The 14,298-nt window shown below is 50.6% G+C and carries 15 protein-coding genes; all 15 read right to left on the bottom strand.

All coding sequences use genetic code 11. From position 1 onward, the window contains the following. Window positions 1–14 precede the first annotated feature (14 nt). Entirely contained in the window at window positions 15–1,064 is a 1,050-nt protein-coding gene (tssG, locus tag GS12_RS14295; protein ID WP_034948208.1) for a type VI secretion system baseplate subunit TssG, read from the bottom strand. Continuing rightward, window positions 1,061–2,938, bottom strand: coding sequence for a type VI secretion system baseplate subunit TssF (tssF, locus tag GS12_RS14290; RefSeq protein ID WP_034948205.1), 1,878 nt, complete (start codon window positions 2,936–2,938; stop codon window positions 1,061–1,063). Before tssF ends, tssG begins: the two co-directional genes overlap by 4 nt. Window positions 2,939–2,940: 2 nt before the next feature. Next, complete coding sequence (tssE, locus tag GS12_RS14285; RefSeq protein WP_034912056.1) at window positions 2,941–3,513, bottom strand: type VI secretion system baseplate subunit TssE; 573 nt, start codon at window positions 3,511–3,513, stop codon at window positions 2,941–2,943. After that, window positions 3,510–4,328 carry a type VI secretion system accessory protein TagJ gene (locus GS12_RS14280; RefSeq protein ID WP_034948202.1) on the bottom strand — a complete coding sequence of 273 codons (819 nt, stop codon included), beginning with the start codon at window positions 4,326–4,328 and terminating at the stop codon, window positions 3,510–3,512. The genes tssE and GS12_RS14280 overlap by 4 nt, the downstream gene beginning before the upstream one ends. A gap of 25 nt (window positions 4,329–4,353) precedes the next feature. Further along, the gene (locus GS12_RS14275) at window positions 4,354–5,343 is read right to left on the bottom strand and encodes a hypothetical protein (protein WP_034948199.1); all 990 of its coding nucleotides are present in this window, start codon (window positions 5,341–5,343) and stop codon (window positions 4,354–4,356) included. 22 nt (window positions 5,344–5,365) lie between these two features. Then, window positions 5,366–6,160, bottom strand: coding sequence for a PP2C family protein-serine/threonine phosphatase (locus tag GS12_RS14270; protein WP_034912051.1), 795 nt, complete (start codon window positions 6,158–6,160; stop codon window positions 5,366–5,368). Beyond that, window positions 6,160–8,019 carry a type VI secretion system-associated FHA domain protein TagH gene (gene tagH / locus GS12_RS14265; protein ID WP_034948196.1) on the bottom strand — a complete coding sequence of 620 codons (1,860 nt, stop codon included), beginning with the start codon at window positions 8,017–8,019 and terminating at the stop codon, window positions 6,160–6,162. The genes GS12_RS14270 and tagH overlap by 1 nt, the downstream gene beginning before the upstream one ends. Window positions 8,020–8,153: 134 nt before the next feature. After that, window positions 8,154–8,612, bottom strand: coding sequence for a putative T6SS immunity periplasmic lipoprotein (locus GS12_RS14260; RefSeq protein ID WP_152601415.1), 459 nt, complete (start codon window positions 8,610–8,612; stop codon window positions 8,154–8,156). 23 nt (window positions 8,613–8,635) lie between these two features. Further along, entirely contained in the window at window positions 8,636–9,043 is a 408-nt protein-coding gene (locus tag GS12_RS14255) for a putative T6SS immunity periplasmic lipoprotein (protein WP_034948190.1), read from the bottom strand. Next, entirely contained in the window at window positions 9,040–9,582 is a 543-nt protein-coding gene (locus GS12_RS14250; protein ID WP_034948187.1) for a hypothetical protein, read from the bottom strand. The genes GS12_RS14255 and GS12_RS14250 overlap by 4 nt, the downstream gene beginning before the upstream one ends. A gap of 1,031 nt (window positions 9,583–10,613) precedes the next feature. Beyond that, window positions 10,614–11,171: a hypothetical protein gene (locus GS12_RS14245; RefSeq protein ID WP_034948185.1), complete on the bottom strand. Its 558-nt coding sequence runs from the start codon at window positions 11,169–11,171 to the stop codon at window positions 10,614–10,616. A 13-nt stretch (window positions 11,172–11,184) separates the two neighbouring features. Continuing rightward, window positions 11,185–12,039, bottom strand: coding sequence for an N-acetylmuramidase domain-containing protein (locus GS12_RS14240; protein ID WP_034948182.1), 855 nt, complete (start codon window positions 12,037–12,039; stop codon window positions 11,185–11,187). 81 nt (window positions 12,040–12,120) lie between these two features. Continuing rightward, window positions 12,121–12,603, bottom strand: a complete 483-nt coding sequence (locus tag GS12_RS14235) for an Hcp family type VI secretion system effector (RefSeq protein ID WP_034948179.1) — start codon at window positions 12,601–12,603, stop codon at window positions 12,121–12,123. Between the two features lie 624 nt (window positions 12,604–13,227). Beyond that, on the bottom strand, window positions 13,228–13,410 hold the full coding sequence (locus GS12_RS14230; protein WP_034948176.1) for a hypothetical protein: 183 nt from the start codon (window positions 13,408–13,410) through the stop codon (window positions 13,228–13,230). 290 nt (window positions 13,411–13,700) lie between these two features. Then, a complete protein-coding gene (locus tag GS12_RS14225; RefSeq protein WP_235421183.1) occupies window positions 13,701–14,099 on the bottom strand; it encodes a lysozyme inhibitor LprI family protein in 399 nt (132 codons plus the stop codon). Between the last annotated feature and the right edge of the window lie 199 nt (window positions 14,100–14,298).

Genomic DNA, 14,298 nt, shown 5'->3' with positions numbered 1-14,298 from the left:
GTCCTTTATATTGCTTATTCGCCGGTGCCCTCGCGTGGTTCCGGGCTGAACAACAGCTCGCCCCGTAGAGTTGACCGGGCCGCCTGCCCCAGCCAGCAGCTCAGGCCCAGCAGAGACTGGCCGCCGAGCGTTGCCCCTTTCACCTCATCGGCGCGCAGGATAAGCCGCACGTCCCAGACGTACTCAATGCCGAGATACTGCCTGACCCAGTCGCGAAGCTGCGTCGCCCAGGGTTGATCGGGCAGAAACCGCGAGTAGTCTTCCAGCGGCATCGGGCCAAGTTCGATGCGGAATTTGTGCTGCACGTCGCGCACCGCCACGCCCAAAAAGGCGGATTCTCCCAGTCTCGGCATATGCCGTCCGGCACCGAGCCTTGCCCGTTCGCGTGGGCTGACAGGCTGCCAGTGCGGTACGTTCTCAACCAGCCTGACCGGCACGTTAAAATAGTGATGAAGAATTTTCTCCAGCCCACTGGCGTCCCGCCCGTTGCGGGACAAATGGCCCGCTACCGCGTAGCGTGCATGCGCGCTCAGGCTGCCGTTGTTAAGCTGCCCCGGCTGCCCCATACCAATCAGGCTGGCAAGATAGTGTTCGAAGCGACGGTTGTCGGCGCGATCCAATGACACGGTCGGCTGTGCGTCGGCCCATGCGCGATAAAACAGCAGCGTCAGGCGATGATGAAACAGGTCGGCAAACGCCGACAGGCTGTGATCCTGATGATGATAAATGCGCTCGCGCGCGTATTCGGTGAGGTGAACCGGCAGCGGGCCGTTCGGGCCAAACAGGCCAAAGCTGTAAACAGAGACATCATGGTATGGCGTGTTCTCGCGCGGGCTCACCTTCGCCAGCGTTGACGGGGCAAACGCCAGCGAGGGTTCCTGGCCGATGCGCAACGGCTCATGACGCGGCAGCGGCGCACGGCCCAGCGGATAACGTTCGCCGCCCTGCGCATCCAGCCGACGCAGCAGTTGAAAGAGATCGTAACGCCAGGGCTTATGGCTTACCGTCTGCCAAAACGCTTTCGGCAGCCGCTGGAGAGACCAGATTTTCAGCGGCGCGGTCATATCAGCGCCCTTTTACCCATACGCGGCGCCCAGTAGCCCACTTCACCGCGCTGCTGGCTATTGAGCGTGACTTCTGTAAAGGCATTGATCGCCACCAGCCGCGCGAAAACGCGTTCCAGTACGCTGCCCAGCAGCCACGGACTGGCGCCCGAAAAGGCCTGTTCATCCACGCTCAGATCGATGCCGATGCCGCGCGCAAAAACAATCGGGCCGGGTTCCGGCACGCGCCGGTAAACCGGCTTGAGCTGACAGTGACGAATGCCGTCGATCTGCCGGGCTATTGACGGTTCGGCCAGGTTGGCATACAGGCCAAGCAGTTGACGCAGCGCCGATGCGCCCTGGCCGTCTTCGCTGTCCATCAGGCTCAGGTAGTTCATTTGCAGATGGCTTATCAATCGCCACGTCGCCATGTTTTCCGCCAGGGCCGGACGCGGCGGCGTCGGGCCTTTGCGCAGCGTCAGCTGCCCAACGGGTATGGAGTCCGCCATCATAAAGTGTCCCTGATCCTGCTGAAGCAGCATCAGCGGCAGGTCGCGGCTGGTGCACATGACTTCCGCGGTCAGATGGCGCAGATCGTCGCGCCACGGCGACTGGCGTTCATCCACCAGCGAGAGAAAAACCTCCGAGCCCACGTAGCCGGTTCGCGTACCATAGCGCCGGGCGTGTTCCGACAGCGTGCGCGGCTCGCGGCGCAGCGAGAAGTAGGCGCCATAGTCGCCTTCGTCGCGGCCGAAGGTGCTCCAGAACGGCCGGAAGACCTGCTCTTCACGGCTGTTTTCCCCGGTGACGTAAAGCTTTTGTACCGAAAAAATTTCATAATCGAGCGGCCGGATATTATCAGCAACCAGATGGTACTCATGCACGTCGTCACTGATTTTTTGCCGTTCGGCCGTTCTGGGAAAAAGGTTGATCACCGGCGTGCAGTGCAACGCCAGATGGCTTTTATCGATCACCCGCTCCAGCGAGGAATCGGCTTTGTCCAGCAGCAGAACGATCTCCATCGTTTTCACACCAGGCCCGCACTTCGCAAGCAGCGGCCTGAGCTGGCCGATGCTGACAAACTGGAAGCGCGCGGGAAAGGCAAAGTATTCCTGGAGCAGGCGATAACCGTCAAAGTTACGCAGGTCGTCCGGCAGCAGCGACTGTTCCGGCGCGAAGCCCTCCTGCCTCAGCGCGTCATCGCCCATGACGACGCGCTGCGGGTTGGCCTCCACGGTCTGGCAGAAGAAGCCGACGCTGTGCTGCATAATCAGCTCCAGCAGTTGCTGCGCCTGAATATCCGGCCCGCTGAGAAAGAACATCAGATTATCGAAGGTCAGGTTATTCAGCATCATCTCGTTACGGGTAGTCAGACGTATCCGCAACGCGCTCACCGCACCGCGCTGGCTAAGGCCCAGCGACGCCAACGGGATATCCGCCGGGACGCCGCCCAGCTCCACGCGTTCGATGCTCACCGGTTGTAGCACGACGTCATGCGCGGTGGTGTAGCTACAGGTTACGCCGTTCTTTTTCAATGCCTGGCTGTCCATCAACGTGCCGCGCGGCACCAGAAAGCCACGGGTGATGTCGCCTTTTTTGGCATCGGGATGCAGTTCCGCAATCGCCATTGATGGCGTTGTCGCCAGATAGTTCGGCGCGATCATCTCCAGCATCCGCTGAGAAAAACGGGGAAACTCCGCATCCATTTTCAACTGCACGCGTGAGGTCAGAAAGGCAAACCCTTCCATCAGCCGTTCGACATAAGGATCGGCCACTTCAATACCGCGCATGCCGAGCCGCCCGGCGACCTTTGGATAGCGTTCGGCAAATTCCGCGCCCATCTCACGCAGGTAGGCCAGTTCGCGGTTGTAATAATCGAGCAGTTTGCTGTCCATGGTTACCCTACGTCTTTAAGCTCAAAATGACCGTTTTCCAGATCGACATCGGTGCGAAACAGAAACTCCAGCGGATAAGGTACGCACCACAGCCGCCCTTTGATCTCAATCGACAGCATGTTGTGCAGCTGGATTTTCTTATCATCGGAGACGCACCGCACCGCAAGGCCCGCCGGCAAAATGCGCGGCTCGAAGTGTAAAATCGCCTGCGCGAGGTTTCGTTCAATATCGGCCCATTCAATATCCGACATCAGCTGACCGGCCAGCGCCGCCACGCCAAAATTAACCACCGAGCGCTGAACATGTGCAAACGGCTGGAGATCCTGCTGTGCTTCATTATTGATGCTGTTAAACAGCCATTGCAGATCGCGCAGGACGTTGCGGCGCAGCGCGCTGTGCGAAATCACCGTACTGCTCAGCGGCTCCTGCTGTTTATCCGGCGCGTCATCGGTGAGGCGATCCAACAGCGAAGGCTGCATTTTGTCACGTACGTTCAACGCATCCTGCTTGCTGCGATGGCGGTGACCGCCGCGCAGCAGATCCTGCTGCGGATTGCGCTCGAAATCATTACTCATGGTGCGCGGCCATCAGGGTTAAAGGTGACAACGTCCAGGTTTAACAGCGGAAAGTTGGCCTCCGCGCTCAGCCAGGTTTTCTGTCCGTGACCGATAAACTGCTCGCCGAGCGGATGCCACTCGGTGACGCTGCCCAGACGCAGCGCATCGGCGGCGTCGCTGGCAAACGGATAGCGCACCGGGATCTGGCAGACCTGCTCGCTGCCGTCGATCAGCCGCACCAGCGTGTGCCGCCAGACCAGGTCGGTCGCGCTGGCGAGCGCCTGAAAACGCAGCTCGCTGACGGCGGCAAAGGGCAGCCACGTATAGCGACCGTTTACAATCAGTTCGCATATCGGGCCAAGCCGAACGTCGCCATCAATGAGCCACTCAACGGAATGAAGCGCGTCGCTTCCCTGCTCCGTCAGCGTAACCGGATTAACATCGGCGGCCTCAAAAGCCGATGCGCGCAGCGTTTCAGCTTCACTGTGCAGACCCGCAGCATCAGCCTGCAATGCGCCCAGCAGCAAGCTGGCCCAGCCAAATGCTTCGCCAGGCATGCGCGGCTGCGCCTGACCGGCAAACACATCGGCACGTTGCATCTCGCCCGCCACCGCCTGCTCCAACAGCGTTACCGTTGGCTGCGCCTGCGGCTTCATCGCCAGCCAGGACTTAAGCTGCATCTGCGCCCGCGTCCAGTTGCCTGCCAGGCACAGCAGTTGCACAAACGCGGCGCGAAGATCGGCGTCTGCCGGGCGTCGCCTGATATCCGCTTCAATGCGCGCCAGGGTGTTTGCCAGCGTCGCGCCAGCCATCAGTTGATTAAGAGAGTGCATAGCCTTTCCTCAGCCAGACGATAAACTAATTGATGGTGCGGAACGCGCCAGCAGCGGGATCGCGCAGTTGCGGATGCAGCGCGGGAACCAGCCTGAACGACAGTGATTTGGCGTTTGCAAGATATGGCGACCACACTTTGCGGACTTCATCGAGGCGCGCCTTGAGCGCGCTTTCGTCGCTGGCCTCAGCGGGTGATATCTGTATCGCCACCGTGCCATCGGCCTGCCAGCCATTCAGCATCGGCGCATAGGGCACCAGCATCCAGCTCTGCGGCGATTTCTCATCGCTCAGCACCATGCGCTCGTTATTTACCGTGGTGATTTGCAGATCGCGTCCCAGCGCTTTCGCGCTCAGGCCGGCTACCGGGAATCCCTGAAGGAAGATCACGCGCTGGCTTTTGGCCGCGCGGGAGTCTGAACGTTCTATCTGGCTTTCGCCGCTCAGCCAGCCGTCGCTGCCGCAGGTCACGCCGTCTTTCGCCGGTACAAACAGCGCGTGGGTCTGGCCGCTGCGCCACCAGGTGCGGAAGTGGCAGCCGTCCATCAGGCTGAACTGGCTCCACGGCGTGGTGTCCGCAGGCGGGGAAAGCGTTTCCGGCGCGACCGCGGGCGCCTGCTCGGGAACGGACGCGGTGGCGGGTTCAGCAATCGGCGCCGCTGCTTCCGGCGTAACCTGCACCGCCCATTTTTGTGCTTTGCTGGCGCTGCCTTTCGCCAGCGTCTGCCCGCTGCCGTCATTCATTTGCCAGCGAATAGTGGTCAGCTTTGCGCACTGTTTCGCCAGCAGGCTACCGACTCGCGGCAGAAACTCATTCAGCACGGCGGGATCTTTGCTGCCGTTCGCCACAATGCGCAGCGGCAGCTCACTGGCGCACCAGCTTGCCGGCGCGTTGCTCTTCACGTTGTCGATCCAGATATTCAGTTTCAGCGACGGCGAGGAGACGATGTTGTAATTCTGCGCCCAGGCGCCTGACGCGATAAGCAGGGAAAACGCACCTGTTAGCCAATATTTCATAGGGTTCCTTGAAGGCCGTAATTTAATCACGAAGAGGAAAAAACTGGGCTGCTTCTGATAAAGAGTGCAGCAGCGTGGTGTCTTGCGGGTCGCCTATCCAGACGGCGACGGCGCTGTAATTGTCCTGACTACCGGAGGATTCACGATCGTTTTTACGGATCACCTCCTGCATCAGCGTCAGCCATTCGGCAGGCGTGTTAACCATGTGCAGCGACTGCTGCATATGATTCGGCGTCAGTCCATGCCAGAAGCCATCGGTACAGAGCAGAAACGCATCGCCATCTTCAATGGGTACCACGTCGCTGTAGCTGGCGTCGCGCTCTTCATCGCCCATTCCCAGTGCGAAATAGAGCATATTGCTGTTGATGCCCTCGGTGGGATGCCCGGCATCCTTCATCTGCTGCACCAGGCTGTGGTCGGTCGTGACCTCGTACAGATAGCCGCGGCGAAATAGATAGAGGCGGCTGTCGCCCGCGTGCGCCCAGTAGGCCAGCTCGTAATCTCTGTCGATGAATAAGCTGACCAGCGTGGTGCCCATGCGTTTGTAATCGCTGGTCGCCTTTTGCTGCTGGCGAATGGCGCGATTGGCATCGTTAACATAGCGACGAATGCTCTGCGCATTGAGATGCTGGTCGCCGTCGAAGCGTTCCAGGATGGTGTTGCGCGCCAGCTCCGCCGCGACATCGCCGCCGGGCAGGCCGGCCACGCCGTCACAGACCACAAAGCAGGCGGAGCGCTCGCCGATGCGCTCGCCGGTCTGGTCCTGATTGCTGTCGCGGGCGCCCTGATTCGACATAGAGGCAAGGGTGATATTCATTATTCTTCCGATCTGATTTGAGAGTCTTTGTACTGATTCACTTCCATGTCGTAAGCATGTAAGAAGGCTTCGCCAAACAGCGTATGGAAGTCATCTTCAATTTCACCTGCCGTTTCGCCGTAGCGTTTGGTGAAGTGATCCCACAGCGCGGCCTTGCGGCTGCCCGGCAGCGACAGGCGCGAGGTGATGCCCTCCTGACGCGCTTCTTCCTCAAGCTGCTGTGGGTTAAACGACTGAAGCATTGACGCGATAATGGCGCGGATCCCGGCGATCATGCCCAACTGGTGCGCCTGGAGATCCACCAGCGCATCGCGCACCGACTGTTTCGGCGGCATAAAACCCGGCATGCGGCTGCCGAACATCTGCATCAGCACCGACTTGCCCGACGGCAACAGCTTGAACGGGTTGTTGGCCTCGTCAAGGATCACCGTCATTTCTGCTTTAACGCCGCGCTTGAGGATCGAGCGCGACGAGAGCAGCGCCACGGTGCCCTGCGAAAACATGCTGAGCATCTGGCCCAGCTCCTGCATTGAGTCGCGATCGAAACGCGGCGTGGGTTGGAGATCGTTCAGTCCCATACCGCCAATCAGCGCATCAAGCAGTTCGCCTTCCAGCATGTCGCCGCTGGAAGCCGCACTGGCCTGATGTGAAACCGGCTCGGAAACCGGATCGATACGCAGACGCCCTTTCGGCGGCGGCGTGGTATTGCGGGCAACCGCCTGCGGCGTCGGCAGCGTGATGCCGCCGTAGTCGGGCTGCGCGGCGCGCTCCTCAAACAGCGGCGAGGCCTGCGGTAGCTCGTCAGCAGGGGGCGTGCGTTGGCCTGCTTCCTGCGGCTCGTTGAAAAGCGGCGAATTGCTCAATGCGTCCGGCTGCGCGGCAAAGAGCGGCGAGTTGTTCAATGCGTCCGGCTGCGCATCGAAGAGCGGCGAATTGTTCAATGCGTCCGGCTGCGCGGGAATCGCCGTTGACGACGTCCCGCCCTGGAGATTGACATCGTTGTCGGTCTGCTTCGCTGTCTGCCCTTCCGGCGGCGTCAGCGGCACCGCATTGCCCATCATCAGGCCCAGCGGGTCATCGCGGTGGGTTTGTTGAGGCGCCCCGCCGCCGCCGCCGAACAGCGCCAGCGGATCGACCTCGTCATGACCTTTTACCGGCTGTTGCGGTGTGGCGGCAGGCTGCTGAAGCAGCGTGCTTGGCGTGCTGTCATCGAAAATGCTCTGCTGTTTAAACAGAGGATCCTCGTTAAACAGCGCATCCGGCGTGCTTTCGCGGCGATCCAGATTCAGATCGGCGGAACTGAACTGCGCCAGCGGATCGACCGGATTGCGATCCGGCGTCGGCCCTTCGGTGAGCGGGTTGCCGCTGACCGGCGCGGGCTTGCTGCGGCTGGAAAGGTTATCGGTAATTGAGAACTCCTGCGCCAGGCTGTCCCAGATTTCACTGGGGATCGCGGCAGGCGTGCTTTCCGTTGCCGCCGGTTGCGGAGCGGGCTGCTGCGCGACGACAGGCTGCACTACCGGCGCAGCCTGCGGCACGCTGGCGGAGAGTTCGCTGACCTGGATACGGTACTCATCAATCGTGAGAACGTCGCCCTCCTGCAACTCCACCTGACGCCCACGCGCCAGCGGAATATCGTTGAGATGAACCTGTGTGACATTGCCGCGATTGGTGATGCGACATTCGCCCTCGGCGTTGATATGCACCAGCGCCTGAAGGCGGGAGATGGTGCGTTTATCGTCCGGCAGCACAAGGTTATTTTTAGGCCCGCGGCCTACAGTGCCGCCCGGCGGCGCAAAGTCGAAACTGCTCTGCGGCGGCTGGTGACCCGGTTTATTCGCTATTATCGTAAATCGCATAACGGATTCCTGCATTGGATGTAAAGCCTGTTCCATGAGTTACATCCATGGTGAAAACAGGCGCAAAAACGATTATTGGAGGGCGAGTACTTTATGCATTGCCGCAGCCTACGAACGGGGGTGCAGGCGGGCGATTATTTATTGATGACGCTCAGTTGGCCTGACGCGTCTTCGGTAAGATAAAATTCTGCAAGGTAGCGCACCGTATCTTCGGTGGAGACGCTATCAATGCGCATCAAGGTGCCATATTCTCCGGCTCCCCAGGGAGTACCCTCCCAGCGCGTGCATTCACCCGGTTTGACATCTCTTGCGGGCGTGGCAGCCGCTGACGGAGAGATCACCTGCCATTTCGCTCCTTCGCGGCGGGAAACCGTCACGCCATTGCTACGTAAGATTTGACCAGCGCGTGCGGCATTTTCAGGGATTAAAAAACAGGGTTGGTTATTTTCAATCTTCACCTTCATGACCCCGTACCTGGGTTCGCCAAAGTGGCATCCTGCCAGCAGGAAGATGATTGCCGGAACCATGCAGATGCATTTCATAAAAGTCCTTTTTTTGCCCCGAGATTGTAAAAGGGCGAGTTCTTCAGGCACCACAGCTCGTTTCAGGCAGGCAGTTATTTATTAATGACGCTCAACTGACCAGAGGCGTCTTCGGTAAGATAAAACTTTACTGCGTAGCGCACGGTGTTTTCGGTGGAAATATTATCAACACGCATCAGAGCCGAATATTCCCCGGCAGTCCAGGTAGTCCCCTCCCAGCGCGTACACTCGCCCGCCCTGACGTTTCTTACTGGAGACGTTGTCGATGGTGGTGAGATCACCTGCCATTTTCCTCCCTCATGACGCTCGACCATAACGCCATGGCTTTGCAGAGTTTCATCAGCACGGGCTGCATTTTCAGGGATTAAAAAGCATGGCTGGTTATTTTCAATCCTGACTTTCATAACAGTAAACCAGGGACGTTCGAGGTGGCATCCTGCCAGCAGGAATATTGTTACCAGAATAATGTATTTGATTTTCATAAAAATGCCTTTTTATCACCCGGATTTGCAAGAAATACGCTGAGACTGTTTCTGTATTTATCCAAAAGATCTGGCCCGACAATGCCCTCAAAGCTCATTATTTCTTGAAAATTATCTTTACCGAAGTGCGTCAGATAAAAGTAGTCAGCAATAATAGAAGCCTGCTGCTCCATCCCATACTCTGATAAAATCTTATCTGGTGGTAATGTGTATTTATAGTTTACTGCCCAACTAAACGCGCCACGCGTTCTGACATTCATACCAAGCTGGTGTTGAAGCACATGCACCATTTCATGAATAAACCAGTGAATATATCGCGATTCTGATGTCGAGAAATCATCCATATAGTGTGGTTCTCTGAAGTAAATTTCACCATTTGGTGTCATTGCCACATCCTGAGACTGCATATTGAAGGGCAGATAACTGCCGTTATGAATTTTGACCGACTGATAATGTATTGCATCACCAAATATTTTCATCGCCAACAATTTCTCACCCGCGGTTAACGCTCTGGAGTTTCCTTCTTTCAGTATTGGCATAGTTACTCCCTGTTGATTACAAGCTTGAAATTATAAAAAAAATGCCTGCCGTCTTAAATTTTGATATAAACATTTGCAATATTTAACTAATGTAAAACTACTATAAATTATTTTATATTGAATATATTCGGCATTTTACAGGCAGCAGACTTATGGATAACCAATTTATCAAGCCCCAGCTCAGAAATTAGCAAGGCATTCATTTTAGAAAATAAGCTCTCTCGCTGTTAGTTCTCACGATGCAATCGTTTACAGCAGTATCATGTGCAGCAGTTAATTAGCTCACTGACGCCCTTTTCATAACTACTGATACCAGGCGTACTTTCGATATAACTTATTAAAGCCTCGCTATTATTAGTCATTCCAGACTCCATTGGTCGCCTACCTTTTGTAAATCCTTGATAAAATATCGACGAGAATGTCTGTAATTACGGATTTGAAAATAACCCCTATAACAGTCATTTTATCACACGTTCCTGTCTCCCATAACCCGTAACCCGTAACCCGTAACCCGTAACCCGTAACCCGTAACCCGTAACCTATTTTAGGGATAACATCCGGTACATTCCTATCTACTGAGTACCACCTGATAAAAAAACTGATTTAATGTTCTGTATCATTCCAGATAGAGGAGTAATAGATCCTATCTCGCCCTTATTATTAAAAAGTTGAAAAAAAGATGACCATCAAGGAATATTTACAATCTATTTATATTCAGGGGGATTATTAACTCAGCGCAATCTGTGCTGTCGTGAATATAAAGAAAACGGCCAGCAGAGAAGTTTTTAAATATCTCATTTATTACGTTCACCTGTCAATTACCTATAAAGATCACTCAGTAAGACGCAATTGCTCACATTTTAAGCATAAAAATCGAAGTTAGTTAACATTACTATTGGTCAATAAAATTATATCTATCTCACCTAAATACCCCACAAGTAGCTTACAAAAAAGTCTACCTTTTTAGAAAACCTCATCGAAATAAAATAGTTAAAGCACTTTTAAGTAACACTTTCATAAAAATATCTACGTTAAAATACTTTATAAAACCTTCTGAGTTCAACGATATTTTTTATGTTTTTCCCCTGTATTTTCTCTGTAAGAACTTTATCCATGCTCAGGACAAAATTAACAGTATTTAAGTTGAAAATCACTACGGTCGATCCTTCTGAGCTGTTTGAATAAACATTATATATAACACCTATTTTAACATCAGCATCATTGCTATTTGAAATAACCCCTATACCAGTAACTTTATCACAGGTTACAGTTTCCCATAATCCGTAACCTATGGTAGGGATTACATTCGGCAAATTTTTACCTACCGATGACCACCGGATAAAGCAAACTGATTTAATGTCCTGCATCATTCCAGATACAGGAGTAATAGACCCTATCTCGTCCTTATTATTAAAAACATCGAACGATTGCTTTGCATCCACTTCAATATTTTTAATATTTACAAAGGCATCTTCGTTTTCAATATTTCTCTCGATATTATTTGGTGTACCAGGCTTTAAAATTATCGTCGCCATAGATATTGGGGAAAAAAAACATAAAAAAATAAATATTGGGGATATAAGTTTCATACGGAACATCCTTTTATTGGTGTAATGACTTTTCATAGTTCCTGCCCATTTTAGCATCATACTTGTTTTTTTTGTACCCAGGACCATTATAATACCTTGCAAAAGCACTCCAATTCTTACTTTGTAACGAATGTAGTAAAACTGGTGTATTCTTAACATGGTTTACAAATGCAAAAAGTTGTCCGCCGATGGTTTCCATTCCTTTTACAAAAGATATAATATCAGAATAACCTGATGAGCTGTAATTTTCCCCCATAATTTGAAAGGCGCCCCATGAGGCTGACTTATAAGCAGCTAATTTATCAAGCTCCATGGCCGCATAAAGCTTTTTATATTGTGATGAAAAAGTCCCGTAATCCATTGTTGCGGGTCCAGATATAGTCGGATGAGAAGCATCATATTTCTTTTGAGTCAACCGACTAAAATAATGTTTTTCAAAAAGAATTGTTGGTCGATCTTGATCATCGAATGGCCCCCTAATCTCTGTCTCAGTCATGACAATAGCTTTAATTGCCGCGACTTCGCAATTCAAGGCTTTTGCAGCACTAATGTACATATCTTCTGTGAGGACTTTCTCATTCGCATTAAATGTCATTGAGACATGAGAAGTAGAGTGATTATGTAAATTGCGCATCGTTGGACCATGGGGTGAAACGATACCATCAGGACTTTTGAGTTTTACAATTTTTTCCTGAAACTCTCTAATTCTGGCAATGGTTTTCTCCCCAATAAATCCGTCTATTACCAATGAATTTGATGCATTGGTAATAACCTTATTACTGTTCAGTAGTGACTGCACAGTTTTAACATCCTGCCTTTTATTTATTTGCCCAACCCCTACCGGATGACTAATTTTTACGGTACTCATTTTCAACTCCTTCTAAAATACCTTAGTAAACATCCATGCTATGTTATCAAAAATGGCCTCCTCTATGAGGAGGCGGATTTATTATGCTTCTTTATTTTCTTTAATATTCCACCCTGCGCTACTTTCAGGGCCCTTCCCACCGGATGAACTTTGCTCCCAGTATTGTTGTTTCACTTTTGATGCCTGGAATGTATATGTCATCGTTAAAGTATCACCATTGTCTGTTCTATTGTAATTCATGGAAGTAACCAGAACATCTTCCAGCGTAACACGAGCATATTCAATTTGAGCCCCCCCGGCCTTACAAACTGAAACTTCAACTTTGGCAATATGTTTACCACTGGAACAGAACTTTAAAAGTGCGGTTGTAGACTTGTCGATAAGAGCTTCAATGCGTAAATCGTTAAAATTTACTTTACCCGCACCGCCACCACCACCAACATTCATATTACCCGGCTGCGTCGCGCCCCATGAAAATGAAGTGATATCTGTCCAACCATTATGATTAGAATCCTTAGATTCACCCGTAACACCGTCAACTTTTAAAAACATATCAATAGCCATGATTATCTACTCTTCATTAGTTGAAATTTGCTTTAGATAAAGCACTGATATGGCAAACAGGAAAGCATAGGGCTGAATAAAACAGTCCATGTTTTACCTCTGCCTTGCTTTTGAATAGATCAAAATGGAGTCTTTCAGATCCTTAAAATTATTTTCTGATTGCAAATAACTATATATAAGATTTATTATCCTGAAAAAATCAGGATATGGATAGCCGAAAATGACTTCGCAAATGGCATCAATTCTCACCCTGCATTTGCACTCCTCACAGCACCATCTTTGATTTTTTTTCAGTAGATACTTGTGCTGTATATCTTGCAAGCGTTATCCCTATTACGAGTTGCCTGTAAGGAATTTCTTTATAAAATCGACGGGATCTATTTTTTAATACCTTAACCTGATAGCTCGATCTAATGAAAATTATCACAATATTTTTTTATCGTGATAGGATCAAAAATATAGTCTGGCATAAGCGTTATAAATTATGTCTTCATCAACGACACATCTTGAATGAGAAAAAAATGAAATAAGCCACTTACTCTTTTATCACTTGTGCATAGTGGTTTTCTTTACCGCAATCCCCCTTTGAAAATTCCCCTCTATAAGTTACGCTTCCATATTTCTCTATATGCCCCCCTTAAAATTAAAGAAACCATCAGGTATTCTTTCAAATGTCGAATGTATGAGTTTTATTGTGGTAGGATTGTTAAAGTCTGTTTCAGCAGGGATATTGTTTTTTTCGTCTTTTACTTTATAAAATTCGATAACTTTTTTACTACTTTTATTTTCTTCAAAAAACCTTAGCATCAGCTCCGCCTTACCTTTTGAACCATCGTCGTTAACAACCGGATACCAATATGCCTGAAGAATACCATTTTTTCATTGGTTCTGTTACTAATAGCCTCTGCGAAACTTACTGTCGAAAACAGAAACATTGAAACCGTTAAGCATAAAATTTTATTATACATTTCAATCCATCTAATTCTCAGAGTTGTAAAAACTAAGCGATAAATGTGTCTGTCAAGTGATCACCTTGCTGCAAAATTTAGTCTGTAAGAAAAATTTAAATTTGCGTCAATATTTTCATAAACTCTGCATTAACCATCATATGGGATTTTTCTTAACTCATCAATTCTCGCCTTGTTGATTTTATTTGCGCAATCATTAGTAAATAAAATATAAGGATTACTGCTTTTATCTGCAACATGCGCATAAATTTTGCACTGATTTTCTCGGTATGTGAGCCATCCGCGCTGGGATTCTAAAAATATTTTTTGATATTGTTTTTTTATTTCTGGCTCACTTGAAAAAACTTTCTCAATCCTCTTTCTGGCTTCAGCATATTCATAATTGAGTTCTTTTTCTGTGATTGCTCTATTTTTTTTAACACAGGAAAATAGTTCGGGATCGTTTGTTGATTTTGAACAGTCATCATCCGCTCGAACAGATACACTCATCAATGACAAACCAATTATAAAAATATTAATTATCTTCATTTCCATTCATGTTTTAATTAGAGAAATTTCTTTAAGTAAGCGGCTCTTTTTCTAGCCACCTCATATTTGTAGACTTGATGATCATTTTAAATAAAATGAAATAGCATGATGATATCGTTACTCATACAAGCTTCCATCGTACGAATAAACCCTAAGCCTTGATATCGCAATTCAATAAAAATACGAAAGAAAAGAAAAA

The organism is Erwinia oleae (assembly GCF_000770305.1).
In the GTDB taxonomy this organism is placed as follows: Bacteria; Pseudomonadota; Gammaproteobacteria; order Enterobacterales; family Enterobacteriaceae; genus Erwinia; species Erwinia oleae.
Note: the sequence above shows the minus strand (reverse complement) of the source record. Positions and strands in the feature narration are given on the sequence as shown.

Coding starts and splice junctions, on each gene's coding strand:
- tssG (WP_034948208.1), bottom strand. CDS start 1,064: ATGACCGCGCCGCTGAAAATCTGGTCTCTCCAGCGGCTGCCGAAAGCG.
- tssF (WP_034948205.1), bottom strand. CDS start 2,938: ATGGACAGCAAACTGCTCGATTATTACAACCGCGAACTGGCCTACCTG.
- tssE (WP_034912056.1), bottom strand. CDS start 3,513: ATGAGTAATGATTTCGAGCGCAATCCGCAGCAGGATCTGCTGCGCGGC.
- GS12_RS14280 (WP_034948202.1), bottom strand. CDS start 4,328: ATGCACTCTCTTAATCAACTGATGGCTGGCGCGACGCTGGCAAACACC.
- GS12_RS14275 (WP_034948199.1), bottom strand. CDS start 5,343: ATGAAATATTGGCTAACAGGTGCGTTTTCCCTGCTTATCGCGTCAGGC.
- GS12_RS14270 (WP_034912051.1), bottom strand. CDS start 6,160: ATGAATATCACCCTTGCCTCTATGTCGAATCAGGGCGCCCGCGACAGC.
- tagH (WP_034948196.1), bottom strand. CDS start 8,019: ATGCGATTTACGATAATAGCGAATAAACCGGGTCACCAGCCGCCGCAG.
- GS12_RS14255 (WP_034948190.1), bottom strand. CDS start 9,043: ATGAAAATCAAATACATTATTCTGGTAACAATATTCCTGCTGGCAGGA.
- GS12_RS14250 (WP_034948187.1), bottom strand. CDS start 9,582: ATGCCAATACTGAAAGAAGGAAACTCCAGAGCGTTAACCGCGGGTGAG.
- GS12_RS14245 (WP_034948185.1), bottom strand. CDS start 11,171: ATGAAACTTATATCCCCAATATTTATTTTTTTATGTTTTTTTTCCCCA.
- GS12_RS14240 (WP_034948182.1), bottom strand. CDS start 12,039: ATGAGTACCGTAAAAATTAGTCATCCGGTAGGGGTTGGGCAAATAAAT.
- GS12_RS14235 (WP_034948179.1), bottom strand. CDS start 12,603: ATGGCTATTGATATGTTTTTAAAAGTTGACGGTGTTACGGGTGAATCT.
- GS12_RS14230 (WP_034948176.1), bottom strand. CDS start 13,410: ATGCTAAGGTTTTTTGAAGAAAATAAAAGTAGTAAAAAAGTTATCGAA.
- GS12_RS14225 (WP_235421183.1), bottom strand. CDS start 14,099: ATGAAGATAATTAATATTTTTATAATTGGTTTGTCATTGATGAGTGTA.